General features: G+C 56.7%; 16 protein-coding genes. 10 read left to right on the top strand and 6 right to left on the bottom strand.

Annotated features, from left to right (window positions below; all coding sequences use genetic code 11):
* Nucleotides 1-262: 262 nt before the first annotated feature.
* Together rplS and rpmE are read left to right on the top strand one after the other, a co-directional pair.
* Nucleotides 263-646, top strand: a complete 384-nt coding sequence (rplS, locus tag ACR0DX_RS16295) for a 50S ribosomal protein L19 (RefSeq protein WP_170328369.1) — start codon at nt 263-265, stop codon at nt 644-646.
* Between the two features lie 11 nt (nt 647-657).
* Entirely contained in the window at nt 658-879 is a 222-nt protein-coding gene (gene rpmE / locus ACR0DX_RS16290; protein ID WP_170356099.1) for a 50S ribosomal protein L31, read from the top strand.
* 79 nt (nt 880-958) lie between these two features.
* On the opposite strand, the gene ACR0DX_RS16285 is transcribed toward rpmE, so the two are convergent.
* The 3 genes from ACR0DX_RS16285 to ACR0DX_RS16275 form a co-directional block, all read right to left on the bottom strand.
* The gene (locus tag ACR0DX_RS16285) at nt 959-1,390 is read right to left on the bottom strand and encodes a hypothetical protein (protein ID WP_480846738.1); all 432 of its coding nucleotides are present in this window, start codon (nt 1,388-1,390) and stop codon (nt 959-961) included.
* A 77-nt stretch (nt 1,391-1,467) separates the two neighbouring features.
* Nucleotides 1,468-3,045 carry an MFS transporter gene (locus ACR0DX_RS16280; RefSeq protein ID WP_170356098.1) on the bottom strand — a complete coding sequence of 526 codons (1,578 nt, stop codon included), beginning with the start codon at nt 3,043-3,045 and terminating at the stop codon, nt 1,468-1,470.
* A gap of 75 nt (nt 3,046-3,120) precedes the next feature.
* On the bottom strand, nt 3,121-4,008 hold the full coding sequence (locus tag ACR0DX_RS16275; protein WP_170356097.1) for a transporter: 888 nt from the start codon (nt 4,006-4,008) through the stop codon (nt 3,121-3,123).
* A gap of 201 nt (nt 4,009-4,209) precedes the next feature.
* On the opposite strand from ACR0DX_RS16275, the gene ACR0DX_RS16270 reads away from it, so the two are divergent.
* On the top strand, nt 4,210-5,019 hold the full coding sequence (locus tag ACR0DX_RS16270; protein ID WP_170356096.1) for a division plane positioning ATPase MipZ: 810 nt from the start codon (nt 4,210-4,212) through the stop codon (nt 5,017-5,019).
* 293 nt (nt 5,020-5,312) lie between these two features.
* Entirely contained in the window at nt 5,313-6,095 is a 783-nt protein-coding gene (locus tag ACR0DX_RS16265) for a lysophospholipid acyltransferase family protein (protein ID WP_170356095.1), read from the top strand.
* A 127-nt stretch (nt 6,096-6,222) separates the two neighbouring features.
* On the opposite strand, the gene ACR0DX_RS16260 is transcribed toward ACR0DX_RS16265, so the two are convergent.
* Together ACR0DX_RS16260 and ACR0DX_RS16255 are read right to left on the bottom strand one after the other, a co-directional pair.
* Nucleotides 6,223-7,458 (bottom strand): adenylate/guanylate cyclase domain-containing protein, encoded by a 1,236-nt coding sequence (locus ACR0DX_RS16260; RefSeq protein WP_170356094.1) that lies wholly within the window; start codon nt 7,456-7,458, stop codon nt 6,223-6,225.
* Nucleotides 7,459-7,521: 63 nt separating this feature from the next.
* Nucleotides 7,522-7,974 (bottom strand): MarR family transcriptional regulator, encoded by a 453-nt coding sequence (locus ACR0DX_RS16255; RefSeq protein WP_170356093.1) that lies wholly within the window; start codon nt 7,972-7,974, stop codon nt 7,522-7,524.
* A 58-nt stretch (nt 7,975-8,032) separates the two neighbouring features.
* On the opposite strand from ACR0DX_RS16255, the gene hmgA reads away from it, so the two are divergent.
* From hmgA to ACR0DX_RS16240, 3 genes are all read left to right on the top strand, one after another.
* Nucleotides 8,033-9,388 (top strand): homogentisate 1,2-dioxygenase, encoded by a 1,356-nt coding sequence (hmgA, locus tag ACR0DX_RS16250; protein WP_170356092.1) that lies wholly within the window; start codon nt 8,033-8,035, stop codon nt 9,386-9,388.
* Between the two features lie 233 nt (nt 9,389-9,621).
* Entirely contained in the window at nt 9,622-10,878 is a 1,257-nt protein-coding gene (gene fahA / locus ACR0DX_RS16245; protein ID WP_170356091.1) for a fumarylacetoacetase, read from the top strand.
* Nucleotides 10,879-10,888: 10 nt separating this feature from the next.
* The gene (locus tag ACR0DX_RS16240) at nt 10,889-11,839 is read left to right on the top strand and encodes an MBL fold metallo-hydrolase (RefSeq protein ID WP_170356090.1); all 951 of its coding nucleotides are present in this window, start codon (nt 10,889-10,891) and stop codon (nt 11,837-11,839) included.
* Here the strand turns inward: ACR0DX_RS16240 and ACR0DX_RS16235 are convergent.
* Complete coding sequence (locus tag ACR0DX_RS16235) at nt 11,836-11,967, bottom strand: hypothetical protein (RefSeq protein WP_480846732.1); 132 nt, start codon at nt 11,965-11,967, stop codon at nt 11,836-11,838. The two genes, ACR0DX_RS16240 and ACR0DX_RS16235, sit on opposite strands and share 4 nt — an antisense overlap.
* Here ACR0DX_RS16235 and ACR0DX_RS16230 point away from each other — a divergent pair.
* Genes ACR0DX_RS16230 through maiA form a run of 3 tightly spaced genes read left to right on the top strand, consistent with a single transcriptional unit; the run spans nt 11,966 to nt 14,433 of the window.
* A complete protein-coding gene (locus tag ACR0DX_RS16230) occupies nt 11,966-13,576 on the top strand; it encodes an FAD-dependent oxidoreductase (protein WP_170356089.1) in 1,611 nt (536 codons plus the stop codon). The two genes, ACR0DX_RS16235 and ACR0DX_RS16230, sit on opposite strands and share 2 nt — an antisense overlap.
* Nucleotides 13,577-13,581: 5 nt before the next feature.
* The gene (locus ACR0DX_RS16225; protein ID WP_170356088.1) at nt 13,582-13,785 is read left to right on the top strand and encodes a DUF2783 domain-containing protein; all 204 of its coding nucleotides are present in this window, start codon (nt 13,582-13,584) and stop codon (nt 13,783-13,785) included.
* Nucleotides 13,786-13,797: 12 nt separating this feature from the next.
* The gene (gene maiA, locus ACR0DX_RS16220; protein ID WP_170356087.1) at nt 13,798-14,433 is read left to right on the top strand and encodes a maleylacetoacetate isomerase; all 636 of its coding nucleotides are present in this window, start codon (nt 13,798-13,800) and stop codon (nt 14,431-14,433) included.
* Nucleotides 14,434-14,449 lie beyond the last annotated feature (16 nt).

The following is a 14,449-nucleotide window of genomic DNA, read 5'->3' as shown; positions in this document are numbered from 1 at the left end:
CTCAGCATTTTGGGCTTGATCCCTGCACATAATGCCCTTAAACGACCGCAATCCGGTGCCGCGTCATGCGACTCCGGTGTTTTGGTTTGGTCCATGTCGTGACGCCCGGCTTTCTTCGGCCACGGCGCGGCGGAACAAACTGGACTAAGGAACATTCGATCTGACCTCTGGCGGGCTGCATGCAGGACCCGGTGAAGACCAAGAGCTCTCAGCCCGTGCCCAAACTTCGTGGACCAACCACGAGCAGATAGGAGTGAATGCGATGGACCTGATCGCACAGCTTGAGGCGGAACAGATTGCCGCCCTGGGGAAAGACATCCCCGATTTCAAAGCCGGTGACACCATCCGTGTCGGCTTTAAAGTGACCGAAGGGTCGCGTACCCGTGTGCAGAACTACGAAGGTGTCTGCATCGCGCGCAAAGGTGGCAGCGGCATCGCCGGTTCGTTCACCGTCCGCAAAATCTCGTTCGGCGAAGGCGTGGAGCGTGTGTTCCCGCTGCATTCGACCAACATCGACAGCATCACCGTTGTCCGCCGTGGCCGCGTCCGTCGCGCCAAACTGTACTATCTGCGCTCGCGCCGTGGTAAGTCCGCGCGTATCGCCGAAGTCACCAACTACAAGCCCAAGGCAGGCGCCGAGGCGTAAGGAGCGGAAAGATGAAAAAAGACATCCATCCCGACTACCACTTCATCGACGTCAAACTGACCGATGGCACAGTGATCAAGATGAAATCCACCTGGGGTGCCGAAGGCGACCAGCTGGCCCTGGAAATCGACCCCTCCGTGCACCCCGCATGGACCGGTGGCGGCGCCCGCCTGATGGACGCCGGCGGCCGCGTGTCGAAGTTCAAGAAGAAATACGAAGGTCTGGGCTTCTAAGCCAGATCTATTTCAGATGCGAAAGGCCGTCCCAAGGGGCGGCCTTTTTGTTTATCTTCTCAGCGGCATGTGGCGCTGGCTACGGTTGGAATCGATCCGCCTTGTTCGATGCGAGCAGCTCCAACAAAGCCGCATCAGGAGCTGTGGCTTCACGTGTTCGGTTAATCAGTTCAACTTGCTTGAAGACGACCTCTATCGTTTCATCGTTGAAGGAGATCGTCCAAAAGCGGGGTTTCAAAGCCTTCCAGCGTTCGGTTTTTTCTGATCCCGTGACCTCTTGAAAGTCCCATGGTTTGACGGGGAACTCGGCGGCCCGCAAACCTTCGACATTCAATGGGTCTATCCGAAATTCGATAACATCATCAAATTTCAGTATCGCGACCCCACCGCCCGACACCGGCGCAATTTCGTAAGACAAAAATACAGTCCGCCCGTCATAGAATACAGCGGGGCTTTCTACAGTCCCAATTTCGGGAAAGCTAACAGCAGGGGAAATGCCTTCAACAGCCAATGCTCACATCCTAATTTTATCCCTATTTCCCAAGTGACCATCCCACTTGGGTGCTCCTCGACGCTAGTGGCTCTAGTCTAATTGGCTGTCAGATCGGCAGCGCTGTGCAGTGGTGGAATTGGTCCACGCAGCAATAGCAGCGCCAACGCCATCCCCAACAAGGCTGCCATCGCTGTAAAGACCATGGCGCTGTCAAAAGCATTGTCCTGAAGATCCCGAAGGGCCTGGGCCAGAGCGCTTCCGGCAATTGGCTTCAGATCCGCCAGAATCTGCTGAATCTGACTGGGTGAGCCATGGGTGAGCGCATGTGCCAGATCCTCGCGCGGGGCCGATCCGACAGGCAAGGCATTGATTACTTCTGACAGTCCCTTACGGGTTGTAAGGGCCTCGGCCAGGCCACAAACGACGGCACCAAGCGTAGCGCCGAAATACAAACACGCATTGATCACACCGGAACCTTGCCCCACGTGCTTTTCGGGTAGCAGGCGCAACCCAAGGCGTGGCAGCAATGAAAAACAGATACCCAGACCAATGCCGACAATCATAAGTTTCCACCAAATCTCGGCGTATTGTGTAGTGTTCGTAGTTGCGGTCAGCGAAAGGAACCCAACCGCCATCAACCCCAACCCTATCGCAACAGGCCATTGGAAACTGTAGGGCGCGAGGAAACGCGGCGCGGTGACCGAAATGACAAACATGCTTAGACTAAGCGGCATGATCGCCAACCCGGCCTCGACCGACGTATATCCGAAGGCGTCGGGTGACTGGACGAACGTGTTGAAATAGACGAAAAATCCGAACAGGGTAAACCCGGTCAAAAACATGCCAGCCGCAGCCATGAAATAACGTGGATGGCGAAAATATCGCAGTTCGATCAGAGGGTCTTGGCTGCGGCGCGAAGCGATGACAATACAAACCATTGCGAATGCGGAGACCGCCAGCGGCACCAATGTCGAAGGCGTATCCCATCCAGCGCTTTCGCCATTGCTGAGTGCAAAAGACAACGGCCCAAGAAACAATAGAACAGCGCTTGCGCCAACGTAGTCAAATCTTGCGCCTGCAAGCCGCGTGTCGGGTACATAGCCCCGCCTGCTGACCGTTAGACCTATGGCAAAAGCGCCGGCCAGCAAGATCAGGTCGGTGGCAAAAACGGCTCTCCAACTGATGTAATGAGCAAATGCCCCACCCAAGATAGGGCCCACGCCAATCGCCAACCCTACAATTGCGCCCCAGGCCCCGGTGACGCTTGCCCTCTGATCTTCGGGCGTTGCAGCCGTCAACAAGGAAAGAGACGTTCCGAACAAAGCCGCTGCCCCTGCCCCTTGCGCAGCGCGTCCACTCAGCAGCATCGCGCCGTCATGCGCAAACAGTACAGTCGCTGAACCAAGGGCAAACACTATCATTCCAAAAAAGAACACGCCCATTTTGCCCGTTATATCGCCCAGTCGGCTAACAATTGTAACAAGCGAAGCACTAGCGACGGTATAGGTCGCCATCACCCATTGAAGCTCTGCGGGAGTAAGGTCAAACTCGGCCTTGAGGTTGGGCAGGATCGTGGCAACAGCCGTCGTATTGAAACCAACCACCATCATACAAATCGCCGTCATTGCCAAAACAACACGCGCTTTGTGCTGAGGTGATTTCGCATCCGACATCGCCAAGCCCTCGTATCCGCTGGGTATTTACCCGCCACATCAGAATCTTAGCAGAGTTCATCCTTCGACATAAGGTCAGACCCAGTAAGACAACGCCAGCGGTAAAACGAGAATGGTTGCCAATGTCGAAACCAGAATGAACCCCGCAACGTCCGGTCCGTATTCGAGCATGTGCTGATCAATGAACAGATAAGTTGCGACCGATGACGGCATCAGACAAGACAGGATGACTGCCCCACGTTCAGCCCCTGTGAACCCGAAGGTCCAAACCAACACTGAGGCAATAAGCACCGCCATCCCAAGGTGCAGCATGGTCAGAACCACTGACCGGCCCAAGCTTTGAACGCGTAGACCAGCCAGCGTGTGGCCCAGCGTCAAAAGCATAAGTGGGATCGAAAGGCCGCCCAGAATGTCAAACGATTTGGCCACGGGTGCAGGCAAGCTGTACCCAGTCGCCATCAGGCCCAGCGAAATGGCGACAGCGTAGATAATAGGCGAGGTTACCAGCTTTTTGGCCGAGAACGCTCCGGCCGGTATCCACATGCCTACGGTAAAGATACTGATCAACACGACAACCACGAACGCCATCGTGTAGGCCATCCCGGCATCGCCCAGCGCCAGCAGAGTAATCGGCAGACCGATATTCCCGACATTCCCATGCATCAACGGAGTCAGAAATGCCCGCACCGGCAACTGCATTGCCCTAAGCGCGACCAATCCCAAAATGCCGAAGCCCGCAATTGCCAGAGCCGCGGCAGTCATGACGTCGACAAATGTGCTAACGGCAATATTCGTTGTCGACAGATGCGAGATAATCAGCGTCGGATACCCGACCCGAGAAACGATCCCGCCAACAACTGTGTTGTCGAAAGGCGCCCGAGTGATGGCCAAAACGTAACCGATCCCCGCGCAAATAAGTACTGGCAGCACCACATTCAGCACATTCAGGAATATCTGTTCCATCTCAAGCCCTTCCCGCTGCTGCCTCAGACCCACAGTGAGACAAGGGTGCCAAACTGGCAAGCAGCACGTCCATTCTTGGGTCTATGAATTCGCAACAGGCTTTCAGAATGGCGTTTCGGGTTCTTCCCTTCCACGTTTCCACAACATATAGTGGTGTTCAACAACGTGTGGTCAAACACGGCGGGACTTGGGAATACAGGCATGGCACACATTATCGTAGTGGGGAACGAGAAGGGCGGCGCGGGCAAATCGACCGTCTCGATGCATGTGGCCACTGCACTAGCGCGGCTGGGTCACAAGGTCAGCACTCTGGATCTGGATTTGCGCCAACGCAGCCTTGGCCGTTACTTCGAAAACCGTGCCAATTTCCTGAAAAACTCGGACCTGTCTCTTCCCAGCCCCCGCCATCATGACCTGCCCGAGATTGACGCGACCAAGCTGAAACCGGGCGAGAACATATATGACCACCGCCTTTCAGCCGCCGTGGCAGAACTGGAAAGCGACAGTGACTTCATCCTTATCGACTGCCCAGGCTCGCACACCCGTCTCAGCCAGGTTGCACATTCGCTGGCCGATACGCTGATCACACCGCTGAACGACAGTTTCATCGACTTTGACTTGCTGGCCCGCATTGACTCTAAAGGCGAGAAAATCCTTGGTCCTTCGGTCTATTCCGAGATGGTATGGAACGCGCGCCAGTTGCGGGCACAGGCCGGATTGAAGCCCATTGACTGGGTCGTCGTAAGAAACCGTGTCGGAACCCAGCGCATGGTCAACAAGGAAAAAATGCAGCGCGCGATTGAGATGCTGTCGCAGCGCATCGGCTTCCGCGTGGCCTCGGGCTTTTCCGAGCGGGTCGTCTTTCGCGAACTTTTCCCACGCGGCCTGACTTTGCTGGACCTCAAGGATATCGGGGTCAAACAGCTCAACATCTCGAACATCGCGGCCCGTCAGGAACTGCGAGACATGATGAAAGAGCTGAACCTGCCGGGCGTCGAAATCGACTTTTAGGTACCTCTCGCAAGTCAAATTTGCGGAGTTTTCTACCGCCCAAGCCCTTGGGTCGAACTGTCACAAACTGTACTACTGGACATTCGCCCCGGCGAAGTATCCGCTTTTGAAGTCCTAACCAAACATTGAAGTCTAGTCTGTGCGCGACTTTTTGTTGATGTGTCTTCGCCGTTGCCCCATAGAGGCAGTGCGCTGGGTGTTTGTCAGGCCACGCGCCCAGAGGGCAGGCAGCGAAAGCCAGACGAAGGACCCTTGTGGCCATCCCCAGGACAGCAACACTTGCAACGGAATCCATGTCACTCCAACGTCCGGAAGAACGAGCCGCACCTGCGGCAATAGACTCAACCGGCGTGCGCATCTTCAAGCGCATGACGCTGTTCCTGCTGGGCCCGGTTTATTTCCTTTTCGTTGCGTTTGTGCCCTTACTCTGCAGTAAACGGCGGGGCTTTCGCGGCTGGTACTGGCGACTGGTCAAACGTGCTTGTTCGCGGCTTTTATGGTTGCTGAGCATCCGGACCGAGATGACACAGGCAGAAGTGGCAATGTTATCCGCTGACACCGGTAGCATCATTGTGATCAACCATCGCAGCCATCTGGATGGCTTCGCCCTGATGGATGCTCTGCCAGAGGCCAAGTGGATCACCTTTGCCGCTAAGAAAGAACTCTGCGACGCGGCCCTTTTACGCCGTGGGTTCAAGGGCGCCGGGCTTGTTGAGGTTGACCGCAAGAGCGGCAGTGTAGCGCTTGAAACACTTACCGCTGCTATCCAAGCAATGCCCGCACGCTGCTCTGTCGTGCTTTTCCCTGAGGGCACACGCACCCGGTCCGAAAGTCTTGGCACCTTCAAGGCGGGAGCTGTATTGGCCGCGCGCAATACGGGCCGGACAATCCGACCCATCGTCATCCACGATTCCGACCGCCTGTTGCCACGCGGCAAACACCTCCCAAAAAGTGGAACGATCCGGGTCGAGGTTCTGCCGCCATTCGAATGCGACCCATCCACTTCAGTAGACGAAGACGTGTCTCGATTAAGAAATTCGATGATGGCCGTTTTTAATAATCGAATACGCCGCTAATCATACAAAGGACGTTCACTGTCATGCCAGCAGATCGACTTGATCGACGCCTTCATTGACAACCTTTCTTCAGTATCAATTTTCTGATGTTAAGCGGAACCGGCTGCGGTGCGCTCGCAGCCGACGCCTAATCTCCTGGCCGGTAGACCGTAAACAGCTCTTTCGGTTCGGGCACGCCACGCAGCATGTAGCGCCCGACCGAGATCAATTCCTTGCCGCAAGGCTGAGCAGCCCGGGCCACGTCATCCGAGATCAAAATGCGCTGACCCAAAGACCGATGCATCCCGGCAATACGCGCAGTCTGGTTCACCGCCGGACCAATGACAGTGAAATCCAACCGGCTTTCCGACCCGATATTGCCATAGAGAATTTCGCCGGAATGCAGGGCCAGCGTGTAATTGGCCACCGGCAAACCATCTGCTTCGCGCGCGACATTCAACTCTTCGATCCGGGATTGCAGCAACGGCACAGCCTTTAGCGCAGCCCGCGCGTCCGCGTCAATATCGCCAACATCAAACATGGCCATCAACCCGTCGCCCATGAACTTCAGGATATTTCCGTCGTTGTCATGCACCACGCCCACCGCAACCGCCAGGTAATCATTAAGCATGTCGATGATCTCGTTTCCCGGCAGCTCTTCGGACAGGCTGGTGAACCCTTCAAGGTCGAAATTCCAAATCACTGCATCGATTTGCTGCAATGACCCGCGTCGAATCTCGCCGGACAGCACACGGCGGCCGGCATCGCGGCCCAGATACACACGCATAAGATCTTTGGAGACTCGTGCATTCGAAGCCGATTTCAGCGCCAACCCAAGATGAGGCAACGCGGTGTGGATCAGTTCCAGATCGCTGTCTCGAAACCCTTCCGGCGCGTTCGAAGTCCAGGACAAAAGCACCCCGTCCACCGTCTTTTTGGCATCGGGCGGCATGTTGTGCGTTGGCACGTCAAAAGCCACGCTGGTGGCATAGTAATCAGTTGCACCAACCTCTCGAAGCTCATTGATCAGAGGGTATTTACTGGGTTCGTTCTGATCGACAATGCGTTCATGCACATAGTCGATGTCGTCATTGAGGATCGCGAACAAAGGACTGTTCTGCCAATCCTCGCTGACATCTTCGGAATACTTGAATTTTTGATAATCTCCACCTCGTCCCTGATACCAGCTGTAGCCAGTACCGCCATAGACAGGGTGCAGGGCCGATTGGGCCGCGTGAAACCGCATCAATGGCACGCCAAGTTCGACCAGACGGGTACAATACCCATCCAGCAATTCTTCCTTGTCCGCGCCCTCAAGGCCGCGTGTCACTATCCAGTTGATCAAATCGGTTGATTTCGCCGCGTTAGGGTTCGGGGCTGTCATTTATTGTTATCCTATGTCCGCTCTGCACGTCATCTGGGGGCAATGGACGACAATTACCAGAGGTCACCCCATATCCGCCAGCTTTCTCAACATCCCGCGGAGCTGAGAGGCGTCATCCAGCCCTATCATGTTCGCCAATCTGGCGTCGTATCGCTTGGCGACCTCGCGCAGGTCCCGGTAAACCGACTGCCCCGCCGAGGTCAGCGTCAGATGCTCGACCCGGCGGTCATTCTGGCTGGGTGTACGCGTTAAGTATCGCCGTTGCTCAAGCTTGCTGACGGCGCGACTGATCTTGGTTTTGTGAATGCGAGCCCACTCACCAATTTCTTTGGCCGTCATCTCACCGTAATTACCCAAATGAAACAACACCCGCCATTCGGTGCGAAGCATCCCGTACCGTTCTTTGTAGACCCGTTGAAACTCTAACGAGCACTCTTCGGCCGCTCTGTTCAGCAGATAAGGAAGGAAATCCTGCAGATCAAAGGCATCATTTTTTGTGGGTTCAGTGTCGGTCATGCTTGTTAGTTACAAAATCAACTATTATTTCACAAGCAACAATGAGGAGGAGTACAGGATGAACCGTCCGACTGATCCACACCAGATGACCCAAGCCAGCAGCACCATTGGCACACATGCAGGCTATATGCCCGGCTTCGGGAACGACTTTGAAACCGAGGCCCTGCCCGGCGCGTTGCCACAAGGGATGAACAGCCCACAACGCTGTAACTACGGCCTTTATGGTGAACAGCTGAGCGGAACGGCCTTTACTGCAAACCCGCCCGAACGGACGTGGTGCTATCGCATCCGGCCTTCGGTCAAGCATTCACACAGGTATGAGAAGGTCGATCTGCCATTGTGGAAATCTGCCCCTTGCGTCGATCCCGATGTGATCAGCCTGGGGCAGTATCGCTGGAATGCAGTACCGCATTCCGACGAGGGCCTGACATGGCTGTCAGGTATGCGCACCATGACCACGGCGGGCGACGTAAACACGCAAGTGGGCATGGCCAGCCACATCTATCTGGTCACAGATTCCATGGTGGACGAGTATTTCTTCTCAGCCGATTCCGAGCTGCTGGTGGTGCCACAGGAAGGCCGCCTGCGTTTCGCAACTGAGCTGGGGATCATTGATTTGGAACCCAAAGAGATCGCGATTCTACCGCGCGGACTTGTGTATCGCGTAGAAGTTCTGGACGGTCCTGCGCGCGGCTTTGTATGCGAAAACTACGGGCAGAAATTCGAACTGCCGGGACGTGGCCCGATCGGCGCCAACTGCATGGCCAACCCGCGTGACTTCAAGGCCCCGGTCGCGGCGTTTGAAGACCGAGAAGTGCCCTCGACCGTCACCGTCAAATGGTGCGGGCAGTTCCATAAAACGCAAATCGACCAAAGCCCGTTGGACGTGGTCGCATGGCATGGCAATTACGCGCCTTACAAATACGACCTGCGCACCTATTGCCCGGTCGGCGCGATCCTGTTTGATCACCCCGACCCGTCGATCTTTACCGTGCTGACGGCCCCATCAGGTCAGCCGGGGACGGCCAATATCGACTTTGTCCTGTTCCGCGAACGCTGGATGGTGGCCGAAGACACCTTCCGCCCGCCCTGGTATCACAAGAACATCATGTCCGAGCTAATGGGCAATATCTACGGCCAATATGACGCCAAACCTCAGGGCTTTGTTCCCGGCGGGATGAGCCTGCACAACATGATGCTGCCACACGGGCCGGACCGCGAAGCCTTTGACAAAGCGTCGAATGCAAACCTCGGGCCGGACAAGTTGGACAATACCATGTCCTTCATGTTCGAAACCCGCTTTCCGCAGCACCTGACCCCGTTTGCCGCAAACGAAGCGCCCCTGCAGGACGACTACATTGACTGTTGGACCTCTCTTGAGAAAACGTTCGACGGAACGGCAGGGAAAAAGTGATGGATGCTGGTTACATAGTAATTGCTGTTTTCCTGAGCTTTGCATGCTTGTTTCTTTGGAGTCGACGTGCGCGCTGGAACGGCAAGCGGGACCACTACAACCACAATCCAATGCCCGGCCACCGGCAGGACGGCTCATCCGGCGGAACCGACTTGAGCGACTGATCAACAGAAACAGGCACAAACGGCGCGCCCCTTAACGAGTCGCGCCGATAAAGACGACAAGGAACGCCAATGACCCTTTTGAAATCCTGGATCGCCTCGGCCAATAACGCGACCCATCCCTTTCCGCTGAACAATTTACCGTATGGTGTTTTCGCGACAGAAGGTGCCGAGCCGCGCTGTGGCGTTGCAATCGGGGACATGATTTTCGACATCACCGGCGCCGAGACCGAAGGTCTGGTTAACCTGATTGACGAACCCCTGTTCGACCTGCCCTTCTGGAACCCATTGATGGAGCAAGGACCCGCCGTCTGGGCTGCCCTTCGCGCGCGCCTGACCAGCCTTTTGGCCGAGGGATCAGAAGAGCAAGACAGGGTTGAGCCTCTGCTTGTCGCGCAGAGCGACGCCGTATTGCATATGCCCTTCGCGGTCAGTGAGTACACAGACTTTTATGCAGGTCGTCACCACGCGCAAAATGTCGGCACCATGTTCCGCGGATCAGAGAATGCCCTGCCCCCCAATTGGCTGCACATTCCGATCGGCTATAATGGCCGCGCCTCTTCTGTCGTTGTGTCGGGCACAGATGTTCGCCGTCCTTGGGGCCAGCTGAAATCGCCCGATCATGACCGTCCCGCCTTTCTGCCCAGCCGCCGCTTTGACATTGAGCTTGAGATGGGCGCCATCGTTGGAACACCATCGGACGGTCCGATCTTGGTCCAAGAGGCGGACGACAACATCTTTGGTTATGTTCTGCTAAACGATTGGTCCGCGCGCGATATCCAGGCGTGGGAATACCAGCCGCTCGGACCGTTTCAGGCCAAAGCTACAGCCACGTCAATCAGCCCGTGGATCGTGACCAAGGCAGCGCTTGAGCCCTTCCGCTGTGACACACCCGCGCGCGAGCATGAGCTGTTGGATCACCTCATGGATTGCGGCCCAATGTTGTACGACATCGACCTTTCCATCACGATGGCTCCGTCCGGAAAACCAGCAAGCACCATCGCCCGCACCAATTACCGTGAGATGTATTACTCTGCCGCGCAGCAACTGGCGCATCACACGACGTCGGGCTGCCCAATGAATACTGGTGATTTGCTGGGCTCAGGCACCATCTCGGGGCCAACAAAACCTGAACGCGGCTCGCTATTGGAACTCAGCTGGGGCGGGAAGGAACCGCTTACACTGGACACGGGCGAGACCCGCCGCTTTATCGAAGACGGCGACACCATGACCCTGACCGGCGCGGCAAAAGGCGACGGTTATTCGATCGGCTTTGGCGATTGCGTGGGAACAGTATTGCCCGCACTAGAAAACCCATTCGCACGATAAGGAACCCAACATGGCCAAAGCATTCGCGTCCCAGGGGGACATGTCCGAGAAGAAGACCTCATTTACCGAAATCGGTGACGGGCTCTATGCGTTCACCGCCGAGGGCGACCCGAATTCTGGCGTGATTATCGGCGATGACAGCGTCATGATTGTCGAGGCCCAAGCGACACCGCGTTTGGCACAAAAAGTCATCGACTGCGTCCGCTCGGTTACTGACAAGCCAATCACCCACGTTGCGCTAACCCACTATCACGCCGTGCGTGTACTGGGCGCCAGCGCGTATGGAGCACAGCAGATCCTGATGTCTGACATGGCCCGTGCGATGGTCGTGGAACGCGGGCAGGAGGATTGGGATAGCGAATTCCAACGCTTCCCTCGCCTGTTTGAAGGGCACGAGAGCATTCCCGGCCTCACATGGCCCACCACCACCTTCAGCGACACAATGACGGTCTATCTGGGCAATCGCCGGGTTGACCTGATGCATCTGGGCCGCGCCCATACGGCGGGTGATATCGTCATTCATGTACCCGATCAGAACGTCATGTTCACCGGCGACATCGTCGAATACCACTCGGCTTGCTATTGCGGCGATGGGCATTTCGGCGACTGGGGTGATACCTTGGATGCAATCAGCCTGTTCGACGTCGACGCCATCGCTCCGGGACGCGGAGACGCCCTGATCGGGAAAGAGATGGTGAATGCGGCTATTGAAAGCACCCGTGATTTCGTCGACAGCACATATCGCCCTGCAGCAAAGATCGCGGCACGTGGTGGTTCTTTGAAAGAAGCATGGGACGCCGTGCGCGCTGAATGTGACCCGAAATTCGCGGATTACGCGATCTATGAACACTGCCTGCCTTTCAACGTAGCCCGCGCCTATGACGAGGCGCGCGGTATTGACACGCCACGCATCTGGACCGCCCAACGCGATCTGGACATGTGGGAGGCCCTGCAAGGTTAAGGACAAACCGTCGCATTTGATCCAGATCGTTTTTCGTCGGCGTATTCGATGGAACCATTCCCATAGGGCTCTGGCTTGGCCTCGTCAGAGGCAAGCAGTTGCGTCAACGCATCGGGGAGAGAAACCATGAACAAGATCTTCGAAACACCGCTCTACGCTTATGAGCGCGGCCCGGATCAGGACACTGCGACACCTGTACGCCACAGGGTCATCGTTGTTGGTGCCGGTCCGGTCGGCCTGACCGCAGCCATCGACCTGGCCCAGCAAGGTGTTGGGGTCGTTGTTCTGGACGACAACGACAAGGTCAGCTTTGGCAGCCGCGCGATCTGTTTTTCGCAACGCACGTTGGATATCGCCGACCGGTTGGGGTGCGGCAATCCGATGGCCGAAACCGGGGTGCAATGGGAGGCGGGCAAGGTCTTTTTCGACAACCGCAAAGTCTATGAGTTCGACTTGCTGCCCGAAAAAGGCTTTGCCAACCCCGCCTTCGTGAACCTGCAACAATATCATCTTGAGAAAATTCTGGTCGACCGTGTCCGCGCTTTGCAGGCCGAAGGTGCACCGATCGAAATTCGCGGCCGCAACAAGGTCGAGGCGATCGGCACCCATGACGACCACGTCAAGCTTGAAGTCGAAACGCCAGAAGGCCCCTATAACGTCGAAGCCGACTGGCTGATTGCGTGCGATGGCGCGCATTCTCCGACCCGACGGATGCTGGGGCTGGATTTCGACGGGCGGATATTCGAAGACAACTTCCTGATCGCCGATGTGGTGATGGAGGCCGATTTCCCGTCCGAGCGCTGGTTCTGGTTCGACCCACCCTTCAACAGGGGCCAGTCCGCCCTATTGCACAAACAGCCTAACAGTGTCTGGCGCATTGACCTGCAACTGGGATGGGACATCGACAAAGAGCGCGAGAAACGCCCCGAAAACGTCATCCCTCGCCTTAAGGCGATGCTGGGCGAGGATGTGGAGTTCGAACTCGAATGGGTCTCGATCTACACATTCCAGTGCCGCCGGATGGAGAAGTTCCGCCATGGACGTGTCCTCTTTGCCGGAGACAGCGCCCATCAGGTCAGCCCGTTCGGCGCGCGCGGGGCAAATTCGGGCATTCAGGACACCGACAACCTGTGCTGGAAGCTGAAACTGGTGATCGACGGGAAAGCACCTGAACTGCTGCTTGATAGTTATAGCCGCGAGCGCGTTCAGGCAGCAGATGAGAACATCACCATGTCGACCCGCTCGACCGATTTTATCACGCCCAAATCCGAAATGTCCCGTTTGCTGCGCGACGCGGTACTGGACCTGAGCGAGCAATACGAATTCGCACGCCCTCTGGTAAATTCCGGACGTCTTAGCGCGCCGTGCACGTACAAGGGATCATCGCTCAGTTCGGCGGACGCATTGAATGGCCCAGATATCACATGCCCGGGTTCGGCCTGTCCGGACGCGCCTTTGGGCGACGAATTCCTGCTGCCGAAACTGGCCGGAAAATTTACGCTGCTGACGATAGACGCCGAAGCGCCTGAGCTCCTTGAAGAAGGCGGCATCCAAGCCACGCGCTTGGCATTGTCCGTGAAGGATGACCTGACGCTGGAGTTAAAGCGTCGCTATCTGGAGGATGCGGACAGCGCCATCTATTTGATCCGCCCCGACCAGCATGTGGCCGCCCGGCGGGACACTTTCGAAGAAAACGCGTTTCGGCAGGCGATGCGCCGTGCAACCGGAAAGGAGTAAGTGGGATGGCTGACTTGATCCTCACACCGAATTTCGACAATGCGGACGACTTTTATGCCAACCTGCTGGCCCTGCATGACGGGCTGGACAAGACAGACAGCGACGCGCTCAACGCACGGCTGGTCCTGGTGTTGGCCAACCATATCGGTGACGCCGGCGTCTTGTCTCAGGCTTTGAAAACGGCAGAATTGCATGACAACCAAGACTGACAGGAGGTAAGGATGAGCGTCATACTGTATGATTTCTGGCGCTCTTCAGCCAGTTACCGCGTGCGCATCGCGCTGAATTTGGCTGGGGTCGCGTATCGCGCGGTTTCTGTCGATCTGGCCAGTGGTGACCAAAAGTCTGACACGCATCTGGCACGTAATCCGCAGGGGTTGGTTCCCGTGCTTGAGATTGACGGCCTGCGGCTGACTCAATCGCTGGCGATCATAGATTATCTGGACAACACGCGGGGGCTGGGTCTGTTGCCCGCTGAACCCGCAGCCCGCGCACAGTCATTGGCCCTGGCACAATCCATCGCGGTGGATCTGCACCCGGTCTGCAACCTTTCGGTTGCGCGCCACGCTACTTCGCTGAGCCACGATGCCGACAATATGCCCGGCGACTGGATGCGCCATTTCATCCGCCCCGGCCTTTTGGCGTTCGAAACCCTTTTGGGCGATTTTGAACAATCCCCCTACTGCACAGGCGCACAGCCCGGTTTGGCCGATCTGTGTCTGATCCCTCAGCTATACAACGCACGTCGCTGGCAGGTCGATCTGACCGGGCTACCCCGTATCCTGAGTGTCGACGCTGCCTGCGCAGACCTGCCCGCTTTTGCACAGGCGCACCCGGACCGGCACGCGCCTGACTGACCGCACAGGGTCTGTG

This window comes from Ruegeria sp. D3, from assembly GCF_056534465.1.
The sequence above is the reverse complement of the archived record's forward strand: the minus strand, read 5'-3'. Positions and strand labels throughout refer to the sequence as shown.